This window comes from Spirosoma sp. KUDC1026 (assembly GCF_013375035.1).
Taxonomy (GTDB): Bacteria; Bacteroidota; Bacteroidia; order Cytophagales; family Spirosomataceae; genus Spirosoma.
In genome coordinates, this window is sequence record NZ_CP056032.1 from 4,191,470 (window position 1) to 4,206,921 (window position 15,452).

Consider the following 15,452-nt stretch of genomic DNA (forward strand, 5'->3'; position numbering starts at 1 on the left):
CTGTGGGGGTTACTAGCAGGCTAAGCGGTGAAACTTGAAAAACTTTCAGCTGATCAGCCGACGCTGAATAGCCAAAACAAATCTAAAATTCGCTATATATTTATAATAAATAACAGAATGATACCAAAATTGTTATGTATCTCACCCGGTCCAGGTGAACCGGCTAGGTAAGTACGGAATGGCCAGGCCGGTTGTGTCTGGTCATTTTTTGTGACAGCAGCGGGATAGATACGTAGTGACCAGGCGTACTAGGTCTCTTTTTGCAGTTGCCAGACTAGCAGCAAAACGCAAAGCAGCTGCTTGTAGAGGTTTTAAAAACGTTGTTCAACCGGGATTTGAACCGGCTGAAGCAGGAGAAGCTGGGCAAGATAGATTACGTGCGAAACCAGGAGCTGGAGTTTTCTCAGAAAATACCCTCAGGCAGGAAGTACACGCTGACAACGTCCAAGTTAACGTATGCTAAGGAATGAAGATCCAGGCTAACGTCTGGTCATTCTCGAGAATGGCCGGTCGTTAGCCTAGTCTGTACTATACGTCGTCAGCCCGTGATGCCGTCAGTATAGCGGCAAAGCCGTCGGTCTATTCGCCACGGGCAACAACCCAGAAATATGTACGTTTGAGCATGGAAAACAAAACGTTTTTTCTGCTGCTGGGCTGGGCTATTTGCCTGGCTGGGGCGCTGAACATTGGCTTTTCACTACTGACCCGGGCTGATACCGCACTCAATGTATTGGGGGTCGTATTCCTGGCTGTTTTTCTGTTTGTTTCTGTCCTAACCAAGTGTTTTACCAAAAATCCCTTTAATCGATGACTAAAATTTCTATCGGTATCTGGGCCGCCATTCTGCTGTTTGTCGGCCTGTTTGTTGTTAACTCCTGTACGACGGTCGACGCTTCACACGAAGGCATCAAAGTCAGTAAAATAGGCTCCGACCGGGGCGCTAACGACATTGAGAACGTAACGGGCTGGATCTTCTACAACCCATTTACATCCTTCATTGAGCAGTACCCGACCTTTACCCAAACCAAAGATTTCGACCCGTTCACCGTTAGTGCCAAAGGCGGTACGTTATTCAAAATTGACCCTACCCTCAACTACCACCTGGTCAAGGGCCAGGGCGCAAATGTGTACCGCAAATACCGTAAAGAGTTGCCTGATATTGAGAACAACATCCTCCGCACCATCGTCTACAATTCGTACCGGGACGTTGCCAACACCTTCACGCCGGATTCGCTCGTTAATAACCGGGTCGGTTTCGAGGAGCAGGTGGAGTCCAAACTCCGTAAGGCGTTAAGTGACGATGGCTTTTCGTTCGAAAACATCACCTCGAATCTGACCCCACCCGAGTCACTCCAGGCGATGATCGACGCCAAAAATACGGCGGTCCAGAACGCACTACGCTTAAACAACCAGGTACCAAGCAGGTGGATCTGTTGAAAAGGAGCGGACAAAGCCCGCAAACCTATTCATGAGGAGGCTAAATGGAGTGCTATTTCAACAGGGGACAAAGGAGCACGTATGCGATGTTCTCGAAGGAGGTGGTGAAGCGTTCAAGCAGCGAGAGAAAAAATACTCAATAATTTAATTCTTTCAAGTAAAATCAATCACATTTGCCATGACTGAAGCAAACTCATTTACTGACTTTTTATCAAAAGTCGGAGCACTTGTAGACAATAAAGCAAATCACTTTGTGCTTTTTAGGGGTCAAAGTGACGAAAAAAACTTATTGCCCGGTATTGCTAGGGATGATAACACAATCGATACAACTGAGATTGAAAAGCAGATGCTTGAAGATTTCGAAAGACGATCCCCTATGCTTATAAGTTCATTGGGATTAAAAGATGATTGGGATCGGCTTGTTTACGCTCAGCATTTTGGCCTTAAAACTAGATTACTTGATTGGACTAGCAATCCATTAGCTGCTATTTGGTTTGCAACGAATCGTGACGCTCAACTAAATACAAATAAGGAAACTGACTCATTCATCTATGCGATTTATGGCACCAAGGATTTGGTTATTGATCCAAGAAACGACAAGTCTCCCTTTGATCTAAAATTAACCCGTGTTTTAAGACCCACCTTAAACAATCCTCGAATAGTAGCGCAATCGGGCTGGTTTACAATCCATAGATACTACGACGGTAAGAAGTTTGTACCATTAGAGGACAATATTGACTTTAAGGGTGGTGTTGAAAAATTTGTAATACCAGCTGGAAAAAATAAAGAATTTTTCAAACAGGCACTTTTGCTAGGAGTCTCTGCTAAATCGCTGTTTCCGGATGTGGAAGGCCTATGCAGACATTTAAATTGGAAGTATCTGACTAGTAAAAAGCCCTAACCCGCTTTCTAATTTACTCAAAAAATTAAGATCTTACTCGAATAACAAGTAGTTACAGTAGGTATCGAATGGCCAGGCCAGATGCGCCTGGCCATTTTTAAACAAAACATCAAGTGCAATCACACATCCATAACCGAAACCTTTCCCAAGAATGTCACGCGCCCCTGAGATTACGGCTCAGAAGTTTTTCCAAGCCGCCGAAGAACACTCCATTGTTAAGGCTGATCTAGTCAGCGAGTACATCGTTGGATGGGCCAAAATCATTATTCGTTACAAAATAAACGTTAAGCAAGACCCTACGGTCTATGTGATCGATTTGTTTAGCGGAGCGGGAAGGTACGACGACGGTACGCCCTCCACGCCTATAAAGGTTATGGATCGGGTGTTGGAAGCCGACTATTTGCGGGATAACATTCGGTTTTGGTTCAATGACGAATCGGTGGACATGATCACCCGGCTACAGACCAATATCAAAGCATTGCCGGGTAGCGAAAACCTCAGACACGAAGTTCATTATACCTCTCAAGACGCCGATTCGCCGGAGATAGCCAACTGGTTTCGCCAAAATGCAATCAGCTGGCGGTTTCCCATGCTGGTCTTCATTGATCCTTTTGGCTACAAAGAAATCAATCAGGAACTGATTCGATCGATTATTCAGGTGCCTCAGTCAGATATAATCCTCTTTTTCAATTATAAGCGGATCAATGCCGCGCTGAACAACCAGCTTTTCGAATCAAATATGAACCGGTTATTTGGTGAAGCACAGGTTAAGACAGTTAAAGAAGAGCTAGAGACGGCCAAACCAGCCCAGAGATCTGAAATCATTGTCCGGCACTTAGAAGAGTCCTTTGAAGCACTAGGCTCAAAATTTGTTACTGCTTTTAAGATTGTCCAGAACGACCAGGATCAGATTTCGCATTACATCGTTGGGCTCACTAAACACGAGAAAGGCTTCGAGTTATTCAAAAAGATAATGAAGAAGCATACTAAGGATGCAGAACGCGCGCAATCTCGGTTTGGTCTTGATTTATTCAGTCAGCAGCGCAGTCAGCAACAAGATTTGTTTGCTACTCCTATTGATGCGGTCAATGAATTGAGTAATATGCTAAAAAGAAAATTTGCGGGTCAGACAATCACCTTCGCTGAGATATATCGGATCCATCACCCAACGGCGGAATTTACTGAAACGGAGTACAAAGAGGCTGTGCGTCGCCTATTAACTCGCCGTGATGCTTTTATTGCTGAGAATTCACAGCTTCCTCAACGCGCTATAATGAACGGGAAGCAAACTATTCCAGATTACTTACTGATAAAGTTCGTATAATATACAAATATTGCCCTTATAATATATCTTGCGTACATTATTCCACATAATGAAAAGACAAGCATGGCTCAGTCAAGCATCGAATGGACAGAAATGACCTGGAACCCGACCACGGGTTGCGATAAGATATCAGCCGGTTGTAAGTTCTGCTACGCTGAGGTGATGACCAAACGCCTAAAAGCAATGGGACAAGAAAAGTACGCCGGTGGGTTTCGCGACATTCGCACCCACGAGTCGGAGCTACTACGCCCCTTTAGCTGGAAAAGCCCCAAGGTGGTCTTTGTCAATTCGATGAGCGATCTGTTCCACGACAAAGTACCCGTTTCGTTTATTAAGCAGGTCTTTCAAACAATGAACGACTGTCCGCAGCACACCTTCCAAGTGCTCACCAAACGAGCTGAAAACGTTGAGAAATACTCGAAGCTTCTCACCTGGTCACCTAACATCTGGATGGGCGTATCGGTGGAGGATGAGCAGGTTGTTCACCGGATCGATAACCTACGCAATTCCGGGGCGGCCATTAAGTTCTTATCGCTCGAACCCCTGATTGGTCCCTTACCGGACCTTAACCTAACGGGGATCGACTGGGTGATTGTCGGCGGGGAGTCGGGCCGCAAGCCGCGCCCCATGAATCCCGAGTGGGTACTGGACATTCAGCGCCAGTGCGCAGAACAAGGGGTCGCATTCTTCTTTAAGCAATGGGGCGGCACTAACAAGAAAGCCGCTGGCAGGGAATTAAACGGCCGCACCTACGACGAGATGCCCAGCCTAGCCGCTGCCTAGTCCTACCACGAGCCTACTCCTTACGGAGTGGGCTTGTTTGTTTTCCAAACACTTTCGCCCAAATTTCACCCAATTCCTAATGTACTTTCGCTCGTACCAGCACCTTCGCCGACAAGTGGTGTTGGTTTGGCGTACTATTAGTTTCTTCACGGGTCACTAAGCTCAGGTTTCGGGCAACAGTGAATGGCCAAGTAACTGGCTTACTCAGAAATCCCCTGGCTACTTGATGGTGATGGCTACTAGTCAAACCGTTAACAATCTTATCCAGACGAATTCAATCAATCAAAAGCACTATTCCATTATCGGTCTAGTATCTTCTTTTAAGGAAAATACAATAGTGAGTTGTTCGCCTTTGCGCAACGAAATCTTGCTTGTATAGAGCCAATAGTAGCCAATGAACCCCACCCGTATCCGGTATCTACCCGGAGGTACGGTGCTGAGGTCCACCCGAAAAGCGTTCCGCTCAAAGATTGAGGATCGGACGTTCATGAGGTCCACCCGAAAAGCGTTCCGCTCAAAGATTGAGGATCGGACGTTCTGAGGTCCACCCGAAAAGCGTTCCGCTCAAAGATTGAGGATCGGACGTTCATGTGTTGGTTTTTCTTTTCCCTTTCCAACCTCATCTGGGGTTAAACCACCAAGAGAGCTGTGGGGGCGGAAGCTATTATATTCTTGCCTCCAGTGTTCAATTTTTTCCCGAGCATCGTCTAGCGATAAGAACCAGTGAGCGTTCAAGCACTCGTCCCGGAAACTACCATTAAATGACTCGATAAACGCATTATCCGTTGGCTTTCCTGGCCTTGAAAAGTCCAGCGTCACTTTGTTATCATAAGCCCACTTGTCCAGGAACTTTGAGATAAATTCACTGCCATTGTCCACTTGAATCCGTTCGGGTACAGCCAAATCTACAATTTTTAAGTGATTCATTACGGCCACCACGTCTTCACCCTTTAATGATTGGCCGACATGGATGGCTAAGCACTGGCGACTATAATTATCGACTACAGTTAAGGCCCGGATTTTTCGGCCATCAAATAGCTGATCAGCCACAAAGTCCATGCTCCAGCACTGATGGATACTGGAGAGTTGGGGGCGCTCTAACCGGTGGGCAGCGGCTCGATTACGACGGGGACGCTTGCTTCTGAGATGCAATCCTTCTTCACAATACACCCTATAGACCCTTTTGTGGTTGTCACGCCAGCCTTCCCGGCGCAACAGCACATAAATCCGCTGATAACCGTACCGAACCCTTACTTGGGCAATTTCTTTGATTCGTTTCCGGATCACGGAGTCATCTCGACGACGAGACTTGAACTGCAAAGAGGATCGACGGAATTGAATAACAGAGCAGGCACGACGGGCTGAAACGCGATAGTTTTCCATTAAACTTGAGGCCAGTTTCCTTTGCTGAACTGGCCTCAAAGCTTTTTTTTGAGCACATCCTGAAGCATTTGTTTGTCCAGGCTCAGGTCGGCCACTAGCTGTTTCAGCTGACGGTTTTCTTCTTCCAACTGGCGTAATCGGTGCAGTTCGGCAACACCCAATCCGCCATACTTCTTCTTCCAATTGTAATAGGTAGCCTCGCTAATTCCCATTTTGCGGCATACTTCAGCCACGGCTACTCCGGTCTCAGCTTGCTTGAGAGCAAAGACGATTTGCGCTTCGGTGAACTTGGTTTTCTTCATGACGATTTGTTTGATTTAAGTTAATCCAAATCGCCCGATTTTCTCTACTTTATACTGGAACGCTTTTCCGGGGGGAGGTCAGTGCCCTGAAACTTCCCTACAGAATCAGCTGAAATGAAAACAGAGCCAATCTTGATATAGGTCGCCTGTACCGGCTTACGCGTATCAAAATCAATGACGGAGCCATTAACGATGCTCTCACTAGGAGAATTACACTTCTCTCGCTGAATACGATACGTGCCTCTACTTACTTGCGCAGAGCAAGTTGAATAACTAGCTAAAAGGAGTATACTCAGCACGATTTTACAAAAGCTCATTTTCATAATCTAACGTTATTTCCTTTACTTAATCGCAGTTATCAATCAACAGCGCTGAGCGCACGACAAGGCTTGCTTGTAATGCGATGATAAGGGGTAAGCCCAAAGCAACCAACCGCTTACGAAAATTGGCCCCTTAGAAGCCGAAAAAATGGGTGGTAGCTTGGCTAGGTTTACCGTGAATCAGTAGTTTTACCCCCGCCACCACGTCCCACCGCCAGCTATGACAAATAAACTGCTGTCTACTCTAGCTTCAATGCTACCCTCCGGCAAGCGCCCACTAGCTCCACAGCGTCCCAGTTGCTACCCGCCCGTACTAAAGTGAATTAGAAATCTGAACCGAGGACTGATCCGACTATAAAGGGGACTGCCTCTTTACGATACAAGTCGTGGTAGTTTTTAATGGCTAATGGTACTACTGCCGGCCATTCTAAAAGACACGTTACCCGTGGTCTCATACGTCTACCTAACACTCGTTTATTATCGACAGAATGCCAGTTAGTTCTTCTGACCTAGCCTCGGTCGGCTACGACGTCCGCACCGCCGATTCTCCAGCGCCAATATCAGAAACTACTACCACTACCGCCGACTCCGGTCAGGAGACATCTTCTTCCAGAGTACTAGACTTTACTCAGCTAGTCGGGCATCTAGGATGAGGATTGAAGTCGAATGATCATTTTTATAACTAGTAATTTATCCTCTCTTAATCAAAAATCTCCTTTATGAATACTACTATAGACTTAGACGACTATGAACTGCTACTTAATTTGAGAGCCGCCAAAAAAATACGCGAGACAAAGGAAAAGAAAAGAAGCGCACGACAAACTAAGACAACAATTTATATCAGAAGGAATTACGGAAGACCAGCTATACAAAGAATTAAATTCTCTAAAAAAAGATCATAAGACAACAATACATTTATCCGAGGTAATCAATGGCAAAAATCAAAAGTCACTAGAAGAACAACTTTATAATATACCAAACTACGCAAAAAGCGAACTGCCGGAAGGGGAAAGAATACTGGTAAAGGACGAACGAGACGAATGGTTACGAATTCTACACGAACGATATTCGGAAAAATTCCTAAAGGATAATGATAGGATCTGGACGGTTACCAGTATTTTTATTCCGCTCTCTTTAGCAGGGCTTAGCTCCGTTAAAGATGGATCGGTCGCTAGTATAACCCTTCTTGGCATTGGATCTGTTTCTCTGATGACATTTTGGTTTCTCGTTTGCGAAAAGCACAGAGCTTTTCAAGAAAGCTCAGCAAATGTTGTTAAATCGATTGAATTGCAGATTGGGTTAACCACTAAACTATCTCCTCTTGATGACCCCTTCATGACACTTAGCTTTCCTCAAGATACAGATACGTGGAATGCAATCTCACCGCTGTATAAAGCACTAAAAATTTTAATATTTGAAAAAAAGGAGAATAGCTTTCAAAACTTCAAAGTGGCGTTGAAAGCTAGCTTAAATTCGCTAAAAGGTGTAGAAGTAAATAAAGATATCTCTATTGTACTTAGACGCCCTTTGTTACGACTCCTGCGACATATGAATATTCAAATGGGCAGAATTTATATGTATGCTACAGTTACGATCCTTTGGATAGCAGCCATATGGTGGACTGTTTGTAAAGGCGATACGCCTAACAAACCCGAACCAGTAATGTTTACCATTCATCATCGGACAATTCACGAACCTCTTGATTTTCCCCCTTTATGGCCTCCCCCACCGAGCGTTCCAATTCCCTTCAACCCCAACTACAGCTCTGGAAAACCCTAGGCTCCATCGAGCTATTTTCCTCCCGCTGGATGCGGCTCCGTCAGGACACCTGCGAGCTGCCCACTAAGCGCGTTGTGGACGATTATTTCGTGATGGAGATTCCGGACGGGGCGGCCATTGCAGCGGTTACCGAGCAAGACGAGTTGGTCCTGGTTCGCCAGTACAAACACGGCGTGGATCAGGTGGTACTTGAACTACCGGCCGGCATTGTGGAACCAGGCGAAGAGGGGCCAGCTGCTATCGCCCGCGAGCTTGAGGAGGAAACCGGCTACCGGGCCTCTTCGGTTGAATACGTAACGACGCTGGCCAGCAAGCCCGCCCGTTTGTCGGCGCGTACCCAGATCTACTTTGCCGACAAGGTCAGCCAGCAGGGCACCCAGCAAGAGAATGATTCGGAAGTCATTCAAATCGTTCTCGTGCCATTAGCCGAGCTACCCGCCCTTATTCAGCGGGGTGAGATTATCGTTGAAACGTCCCTGGCGGCTTTATTGATGGTTTGGCCCCGGTTGGTGCGTAGCTAACTCTTCTTACTTTTCCCCGGCCAAACACGGCTTTCATGGATTCACTCGTATCCTGATCAGCCGAGTCGCGGTAATACGCTTCGGTCGTTTTGAAGCTGCTGTGGCCTAGCCTCAGTTGGGTATCATACACCGTCAGCGTCTTATTCTGATTGCTGATCTGACGGGCCAGCTCAGCAGCTGCGTGCATCCGAAAGGGTGTTTTCAGGCCTGCTTCCGTTTCGATCAGGGCCAGGCACTCATTGATCTGATCATCCCAGCACGAAAACGCGTAGTAGAGCTGCCGTTTGAGCACAAAATCAGCAGCCCGGTCCTGCTCGTAGTCATCCTCTGCGTTGTTTTTATGGGCGATCGTAGCTGCGAGTTCATTTAACCAACCTGATCGCCTTAGTGGTATCACTAGCGAACCGGCCCAACGGTCGCCCATTATAAACAGGGCTTGTGATGAGTTTGTAATGCCCACACCGTTTATTGATGAGAATGGACTCCGTTTTTAGCAGCAGGGTGTCTACATCCGTTGCCCCCAAAGCGATATGAAAGCGGACGTCCTCCGGCTCCAGCGAGAAGCCACTAAATATATAGCCCATAGTGTCATCCTTTCGGTAAACGATTGGTACTGGATACGGTTGTTTACTCTCCGCACTTATTCGATACAGTTTGACGCTATCCGGTGTTATTATATATTCCGGCATAAAGTAAGCCAGTCATTCCGGCCCAATCCGGCCGGGTATTCCGGCACAAAATGGGCCATCGTGGATAAGTGAGCCAAGACCCCTAGTTTGGCCCTGACGTGAACGAACATCACTCACGTTTGTAGTCAAGCATGGCTAACTCTCGCTTACCTATGTTTCAACTCCGTCGGATTCTTCAACTCCGCCAGCAGGGCTTCAGCCAGCGCCGGATTGCTTCGGCTTTAGCCATTTCCCGAACCACCGTCGAACACTATTTGCGTATAGTCGAAGCGCATTTTTCGGACTTGGCTCAGGCTTTGAGCTGGCAGGATGATCAACTTCACCGCCTGTTCACTCATCGTGTACCCCAACCAGAGGCCGATCGGCTGGGTGATCTCTACCAACGATTTGAGAACTACGAAGCCCAATTGGCCAAGCCGGGTGTGACCCGCCATCACTTATGGCTAGCTTATAAGCAGGCTAACCCCAATGCCATCCAGTACTCCCAATTTTGTGAGCGCTACCGGACCTGGCGACTCAACCAGCAGACGGTGATGCACCTGGAGCACAAAGCTGGGGAGACGCTTTTCGTCGATTATGCCGGTAAAAAGCTAGCCCTGGTCGATCCAACTACCGGTCAGCCTCAGCCAGTCGAGCTTTTTGTCGCCGTGCTGGCCTGTTCCCAACTCACTTTTGCTAAAGCGGTTGCCAGTCAGCGAAAAGCCGATTTCCTACAAGCCTTATCCGATGCGCTAACCTACTTTGGTGGTGTCCCCGAGGCCATTGTGCCCGATAACCTGAAAGCCGCCGTGACCAAAGCCAACCGCTATGAGCCTGATCTGAACGAGTCGATTGAAGACTTTGCGGCTCATTACAGTACCTGTATCTATCCAGCCCGTAGTGGCAAGCCGCGCGATAAAGCGCTGGTGGAGAAGACCATCTCCATTCTCTATAGTCGGGTATATGTTCCCCTACAAGAACAGAGCTTTCACTCTTTGAAGGAACTGAACCAAGCTATTGCTCAACAAGTAGAAGTCCACAACCGGCAGTGCTTTCAGGGTAAGCCCTACTCAAGACGTCAGCGTTTTGAGACCCTGGAAGAAGCCACGCTGATGCCTTTGCCGCTACAGCCTTACCGGTCCAAAGCCTTTCGCATGGCCAAAGTGCATCCCAACTGTCATGTACTGTTAGGGGAAGACAAGCACTATTATAGCGTACCCTACCGGCATGTGGGCCAGAGCGTTAAGCTGGTTTACACCGCTCAGACCGTGGAGATTTACCATGATCATCAGCGGATTGCGCTTCATGAGCGCCAACCCGAGGCCTATCAGTACACCACCCGTCGCGAACACCTGCCCAGCCAACAACAATGGCTGAGCCAGTGGTCTGCGGAGTACTTTATCGATCAGGCCAGCCAGATCGGTCCCCATACTCGACTGGCCATTCAGGAACTGCTCCACACGCGGAGCTATCCCCAACAGGCCTTCCGTTCCTGTGCCGGCGTACTATCGCTGGTAGCCAAGGTTGGCCAGCAACGCCTGGAGGGGGCCTGTGAGCGGGCGTTAACGTATGGGGCTGTCTCCTACAAGTTGATCCGTAGCATCCTGGAGCGCAATTTAGATAAGACTACCTCAACGGAGGTAACCCATAAGCCTCTGCCAACTCATGAGAACATCCGGGGAGCCGATGTCTATCAATAATAAGAGCGTGTTGGGGAATTGAGAAAGCTTGAGAGTCGTGTCAACTTTGTGTCGACCAAGACATGAAGCAATGACTAAACAGTGGCAACCACTGACCGACCCTCAATGGGCCGCAATTTCGCCTTTCTTTGACCTTCGACGCAAGCGGACTCATAATTTGCGCCACATCGTAGACGCCTTGTTGTGGTTGCTTCGAACCGGCTGTCAGTGGCGTAACCTGCCCTCGCATTGGCCACACTGGCAGGCGGTGTACTACTATTTCGATCAGTGGAAACAGGCTGGTATATTTGAGCAGATCAACGCTGCTTTGAATCAACTCGACCGTCAGCAAGCCGGACGAGCAAGTCATCCATCAGTACTATGCATTGATTCACAAAGCGTTAAGTTGCATCCCATGATCTGTGAACAGCGCGGTCTAGACGGCAACAAGCGTATCAATGGCCGCAAACGAACTCTAATCGTGGATACCCAGGGGCGCTTGTGGGTAGCTGACGTATCGGCGGCTAACGAGGCTGACGGCCCCTTAGCCGTGCCATTGATCACCAACATGCTGTGGCGCGTAGGCGAACGGCTGGAGAAAATCTACGGCGATCAAGCTTATAACGGCGTGTTTGCCCGTGAGTTGGAGGGGTGGAGTATTGTATTTGAAAAAGCCTCGCGTCCCGAGTCCGCTCAAGGCTTTGTACCAGTAGCTAAGCGATGGGTAGTCGAACGCAGCATCGCTTGGACCAATTTCTTCCGCCGGATCGTCAAGGACTATGAGTATACGGTAGCTTCTTCGGTCAACTGGCTGTATTTGGCTAACATTCAAGTGATACTACAGCGTATTTGAGGTTTGAACCAAATGTAATTCCCCAACACGCTCTAAAGGGGTAAAGGGGATAAAAAGAGCTAACCATTAAACCATCAACTCATGAATACACAAGCAACCCTCGAGCGCATGCGTCAATTAAAATTACAGGGCATGGCCACCCACTGGGAAACCCTTCTGCGTCTACCGGTTAATCAGTGGCCGCCCACCGACCATCTCCTGGCTTCGCTGCTGGATGCCGAACACGAATACCGGCAGGAACGCAAAACGCGAACTGCCATTACCCAGGCTCGTTTTCGGTATCAGGCCAGCCTGGAAGAAGTTATTTACACGCCTGATCGGCAGTTGGACAAAAGTATGGTACTTCGCCTGGGCGACCTCTCTTTTGTACGACGGGGCGAAAACATTCTCATCACCGGTGCCACTGGTTGTGGCAAAAGCTATCTGGCTACATGTCTGGGCTACCAGGCTTGTCAACGAGGGCTGCGGGTGGGCTACTTCTCTATGCCTAAACTTATGGAACGACTGCATCTGGCTCGAGCGGATGGCTCCTATACTCGGGAGCTTGCCCGTCTGGAGCGGTTGCAGTTATTGATCCTGGACGATTGGGGCCTATCGAGTCTAGACATGAATGCCAAACTGGCTTTGCTGCAACTCATTGAAGATCGCCATGGCCGGTCGGCTACGATCATTACCTCGCAGTTACCGGTGTCTAAGTGGTATGAGTACCTAGCTGAACCAACGCTGGCCGATGCAATCTTGGATCGACTCGTGCATCAGGCACACCGCATTGAGTTGCAAGGCGAGTCAATGCGCAGGCGCATCAAAAAAACGAATGATTTAACCGGATCCTGATTATTTTTATGCCCTCTTCGCCCCTTATCCACCGTGGCCCACTTTAGCCGTTTTGGCTGGCACAGTATCTCCGGAATATATATTATCGCCTTGCCCGTAAAATAGGGCAGCCCTGACGTTTGATCAACCAAATAGAACTGACCAATAAATAGTTGATCACCGCAGCCCGATTCAATGCAGGCTGTCATGGTGAAACTAAGCAGTAAGGCAATTAGTACCCGCCTAATAAAGACGTTGTCTTGTTTTGTTTTCACCGGTACTTCAGGTTTGATAAAACAGGGGTCTCGGGCACAATTCAATGAAAATTCCCGACAAACACAAGCTTCACTTCTTCCCCGCCCCAACCACCGCCTTTATCTGCTCACTTCTCTAGATCAGCCGACTCACTCCAATACCCTTTGGCAGCTTTAAGACTGTTGTGGCCTGGCGTGAAGAACGTTTTTTCCTGCTTCACAATTTATGTACGCTTCTGGTATCTGGTTTGTTACTCCAACGAGATCCCTCAGAAAACCAGCCTTCTACCTCTGTTTTCACTTCTCCAGCGGCTTGTTTGGGGTTTTGACGTAAACAAATAAGCCGAAATAAAGTAAGGTTGTATGCTAAACAGATTGTACTTTATGGGGGCAAAACCCAGGTTTAGCGATATTAACCCAAAAATGTAAGTACATGCCAACATTCACGCTAGGGATCGAAGAGGAATTTCAGACAATTGACCCGACCAACGGTGAACTGCGTTCGCACATGTCGAAGATTGTGGATGGTGGGCGTATTGTGCTTCAGGAACGCGTAAAGGCCGAAATGCACCAGGCCGTTGTCGAAGTCGGCACCAACATCTGTAACAACATTGACGATGCCCGTCAGGAGGTGACGTACCTGCGGAAGATGATTATCGAACTGGCTGATCAGCAAGACCTTAGAATTGCCGCAGCCGGTACGCATCCGTTCTCCGACTGGCAGGACCAGCTCATTACGCCCAACGCCCGCTACGATCAGCTGATCGACGAACTGCGCGACGTAGCCCGCTCCAACCTGATCTTTGGGCTGCACGTTCACGTCGGCATTGAGAGCCGCAACGAGGGGATTAAGATCATGAACGCGGTTCGCTATTTTCTGCCGCATATCTACGCCCTGTCGACGAATTCGCCGTTCTGGCGGGGACGTAACACGGGCTTTAAATCGTACCGGTCGAAAGTATTCGATAAATTCCCGCGGACAGGTATCCCCGATTATTTCTCGTCGGCCGCCGAGTACGATGAATACATCGAGCTACTGGTCAAAACGGGCTGCATTGACAACGGTAAAAAGATCTGGTGGGACATCCGGCTGCATCCATTTTTCGATACCATCGAGTTCCGCATCTGCGACGTACCGATGCGCGTCGACGAGACCATCTGCCTGGCCGCGATCATGCAGTCGCTGGTGGCTAAGATCTACAAACTTCACAAGCAGAACCTGAATTTCCAGCCGTACCGCCGGATTTTGATCAACGAAAACAAGTGGCGGGCCGCCCGTTACGGCATCGAAGGCAAGCTGATCGATTTTGGTAAACAGGAAGAAGTTCCGACGCACAATCTGATCCATGAACTGCTCGATTTCATCGACGACGTCATGGACGAACTGGGCAACCGGGCCGAGTGTGAATACGTCCTGAAGATCCTCGAAATGGGCACCGGCGCCGACCGCCAGCTGGCCGTTTACCAGAAAACCGAAAGCCTGAAAGTAGTAGTCGATTACATCGTCGAGGAAACTTCTTTAGGAATCAGGTAGTTATTTTCTAAGCTATTATCCGTAACATACTGGTAAAGAATCACTATGAGCTTAGTTAAAATTGCAGTTCTTGACATGAATGACAACCATGCTAACGAGGGCATGCGCTGCATTCTGCAAATCATCCGGAATGTACAGGGAAACGAGCGGCAGGCGGACCTGCATGCCGAACTGGCGTTCGATGTATTCAATGTCCGGGCAAACAACGAAATTCCTGGTCTCGACTACGATATCTACATTTCGTCCGGTGGTCCGGGTAGTCCGCTCCCGTCGGATGAAGCCTGGGAAGCGCCCTATTTTGATCTGATGGATCAGATTTTTGACTGGAATCGCTGGAACGAGCGCAAAAAATTCCTGTTTCTCATCTGTCATTCTTACCAGCTGGTCGTGCGGCATCTGGGTCTGGGCACGGTCAGCGAACGCCGGTCTACCTCCTTTGGTATCTTCCCGATGCATAAGCTGGACGCGGCTTTGGATGAGCACCTGCTACAGGCCCTGCCTGATCCGTTCTATGCGGTTGATTCGCGGAATTTTCAGATTACCCAGCCCGACGACGATCGGCTACAGGAGTTCGGCGCGGTGGCGCTCTGCCTGGAAAAAGACCGGCCTAACATCCCGCTGGAACGGGCTGTTATGGCCATTCGCTTCTCCGACGAAGTATTCGGTACGCAGTTCCACCCCGAAGCCGACGACGAGGGGATGCTACGTCATTTCCTGACCGACATCAAACGTAACCAGATCATCGAAAATTTTGGTCAGGATAAGTATGATGACATGGTATCTTACCTGCAGGATCCCGACAAAATCGCCCTGACCGGATCGGTGATCCTGCCGACTTTCCTGCGCGATGCGATTAAGGCGCTGAAACACGAGCCCGAACTGGTTCGATAAGCCCACAACC

At 48.6% G+C, this 15,452-nt stretch carries 14 protein-coding genes; 12 read left to right on the forward strand and 2 right to left on the reverse strand.

Annotated features, from left to right (window positions below; all coding sequences use genetic code 11):
• Positions 1 to 622: 622 nt before the first annotated feature.
• The 5 genes from HU175_RS17520 (at position 623) to HU175_RS17540 (ending at position 4,445) form a co-directional block, all read left to right on the forward strand.
• On the forward strand, positions 623 to 811 hold the full coding sequence (locus HU175_RS17520) for a hypothetical protein (protein ID WP_176567820.1): 189 nt from the start codon (positions 623 to 625) through the stop codon (positions 809 to 811).
• Positions 808 to 1,437 (forward strand): SPFH domain-containing protein, encoded by a 630-nt coding sequence (locus HU175_RS17525; protein WP_176567821.1) that lies wholly within the window; start codon positions 808 to 810, stop codon positions 1,435 to 1,437. The genes HU175_RS17520 and HU175_RS17525 overlap by 4 nt, the downstream gene beginning before the upstream one ends.
• A 178-nt stretch (positions 1,438 to 1,615) precedes the next feature.
• Positions 1,616 to 2,338 carry an FRG domain-containing protein gene (locus HU175_RS17530; protein WP_176567822.1) on the forward strand — a complete coding sequence of 241 codons (723 nt, stop codon included), beginning with the start codon at positions 1,616 to 1,618 and terminating at the stop codon, positions 2,336 to 2,338.
• A 151-nt stretch (positions 2,339 to 2,489) separates the two neighbouring features.
• Positions 2,490 to 3,662 carry a three-Cys-motif partner protein TcmP gene (gene tcmP / locus HU175_RS17535; RefSeq protein WP_176567823.1) on the forward strand — a complete coding sequence of 391 codons (1,173 nt, stop codon included), beginning with the start codon at positions 2,490 to 2,492 and terminating at the stop codon, positions 3,660 to 3,662.
• Positions 3,663 to 3,725: 63 nt separating this feature from the next.
• A complete protein-coding gene (locus tag HU175_RS17540; RefSeq protein ID WP_176567824.1) occupies positions 3,726 to 4,445 on the forward strand; it encodes a DUF5131 family protein in 720 nt (239 codons plus the stop codon).
• A 564-nt stretch (positions 4,446 to 5,009) separates the two neighbouring features.
• Here HU175_RS17540 and HU175_RS17545 read toward each other — a convergent pair.
• Positions 5,010 to 6,130 (reverse strand): IS3 family transposase gene (locus HU175_RS17545; protein WP_410528554.1). Its coding sequence is split into 2 segments (ribosomal slippage): positions 5,010 to 5,884 and positions 5,884 to 6,130, totalling 1,122 coding nucleotides; the frame shifts between segments, so codons are not numbered across the junction.
• Positions 6,131 to 7,659: 1,529 nt separating this feature from the next.
• On the opposite strand from HU175_RS17545, the gene HU175_RS17550 reads away from it, so the two are divergent.
• Together HU175_RS17550 and HU175_RS17555 are read left to right on the forward strand one after the other, a co-directional pair.
• The gene (locus HU175_RS17550) at positions 7,660 to 8,229 is read left to right on the forward strand and encodes a hypothetical protein (protein ID WP_176567825.1); all 570 of its coding nucleotides are present in this window, start codon (positions 7,660 to 7,662) and stop codon (positions 8,227 to 8,229) included.
• Positions 8,166 to 8,750, forward strand: a complete 585-nt coding sequence (locus HU175_RS17555; RefSeq protein ID WP_176567826.1) for an NUDIX hydrolase — start codon at positions 8,166 to 8,168, stop codon at positions 8,748 to 8,750. The genes HU175_RS17550 and HU175_RS17555 overlap by 64 nt, the downstream gene beginning before the upstream one ends.
• On the opposite strand, the gene HU175_RS17560 is transcribed toward HU175_RS17555, so the two are convergent.
• The gene (locus HU175_RS17560; RefSeq protein WP_176567827.1) at positions 8,689 to 9,147 is read right to left on the reverse strand and encodes a hypothetical protein; all 459 of its coding nucleotides are present in this window, start codon (positions 9,145 to 9,147) and stop codon (positions 8,689 to 8,691) included. The two genes, HU175_RS17555 and HU175_RS17560, sit on opposite strands and share 62 nt — an antisense overlap.
• 444 nt (positions 9,148 to 9,591) lie before the next feature.
• On the opposite strand from HU175_RS17560, the gene istA reads away from it, so the two are divergent.
• The 5 genes from istA (at position 9,592) to HU175_RS17585 (ending at position 15,442) form a co-directional block, all read left to right on the forward strand.
• A complete protein-coding gene (istA, locus tag HU175_RS17565) occupies positions 9,592 to 11,118 on the forward strand; it encodes an IS21 family transposase (protein ID WP_228724144.1) in 1,527 nt (508 codons plus the stop codon).
• A gap of 70 nt (positions 11,119 to 11,188) precedes the next feature.
• On the forward strand, positions 11,189 to 11,950 hold the full coding sequence (locus tag HU175_RS17570; protein ID WP_176566959.1) for an IS5 family transposase: 762 nt from the start codon (positions 11,189 to 11,191) through the stop codon (positions 11,948 to 11,950).
• 81 nt (positions 11,951 to 12,031) lie between these two features.
• Positions 12,032 to 12,784: an IS21-like element helper ATPase IstB gene (gene istB, locus HU175_RS17575; protein ID WP_176566175.1), complete on the forward strand. Its 753-nt coding sequence runs from the start codon at positions 12,032 to 12,034 to the stop codon at positions 12,782 to 12,784.
• Between the two features lie 666 nt (positions 12,785 to 13,450).
• Positions 13,451 to 14,551 (forward strand): carboxylate-amine ligase, encoded by a 1,101-nt coding sequence (locus HU175_RS17580; RefSeq protein ID WP_176567828.1) that lies wholly within the window; start codon positions 13,451 to 13,453, stop codon positions 14,549 to 14,551.
• A gap of 45 nt (positions 14,552 to 14,596) precedes the next feature.
• Positions 14,597 to 15,442, forward strand: coding sequence for a type 1 glutamine amidotransferase (locus HU175_RS17585; RefSeq protein WP_176567829.1), 846 nt, complete (start codon positions 14,597 to 14,599; stop codon positions 15,440 to 15,442).
• Positions 15,443 to 15,452: the final 10 nt, after the last annotated feature.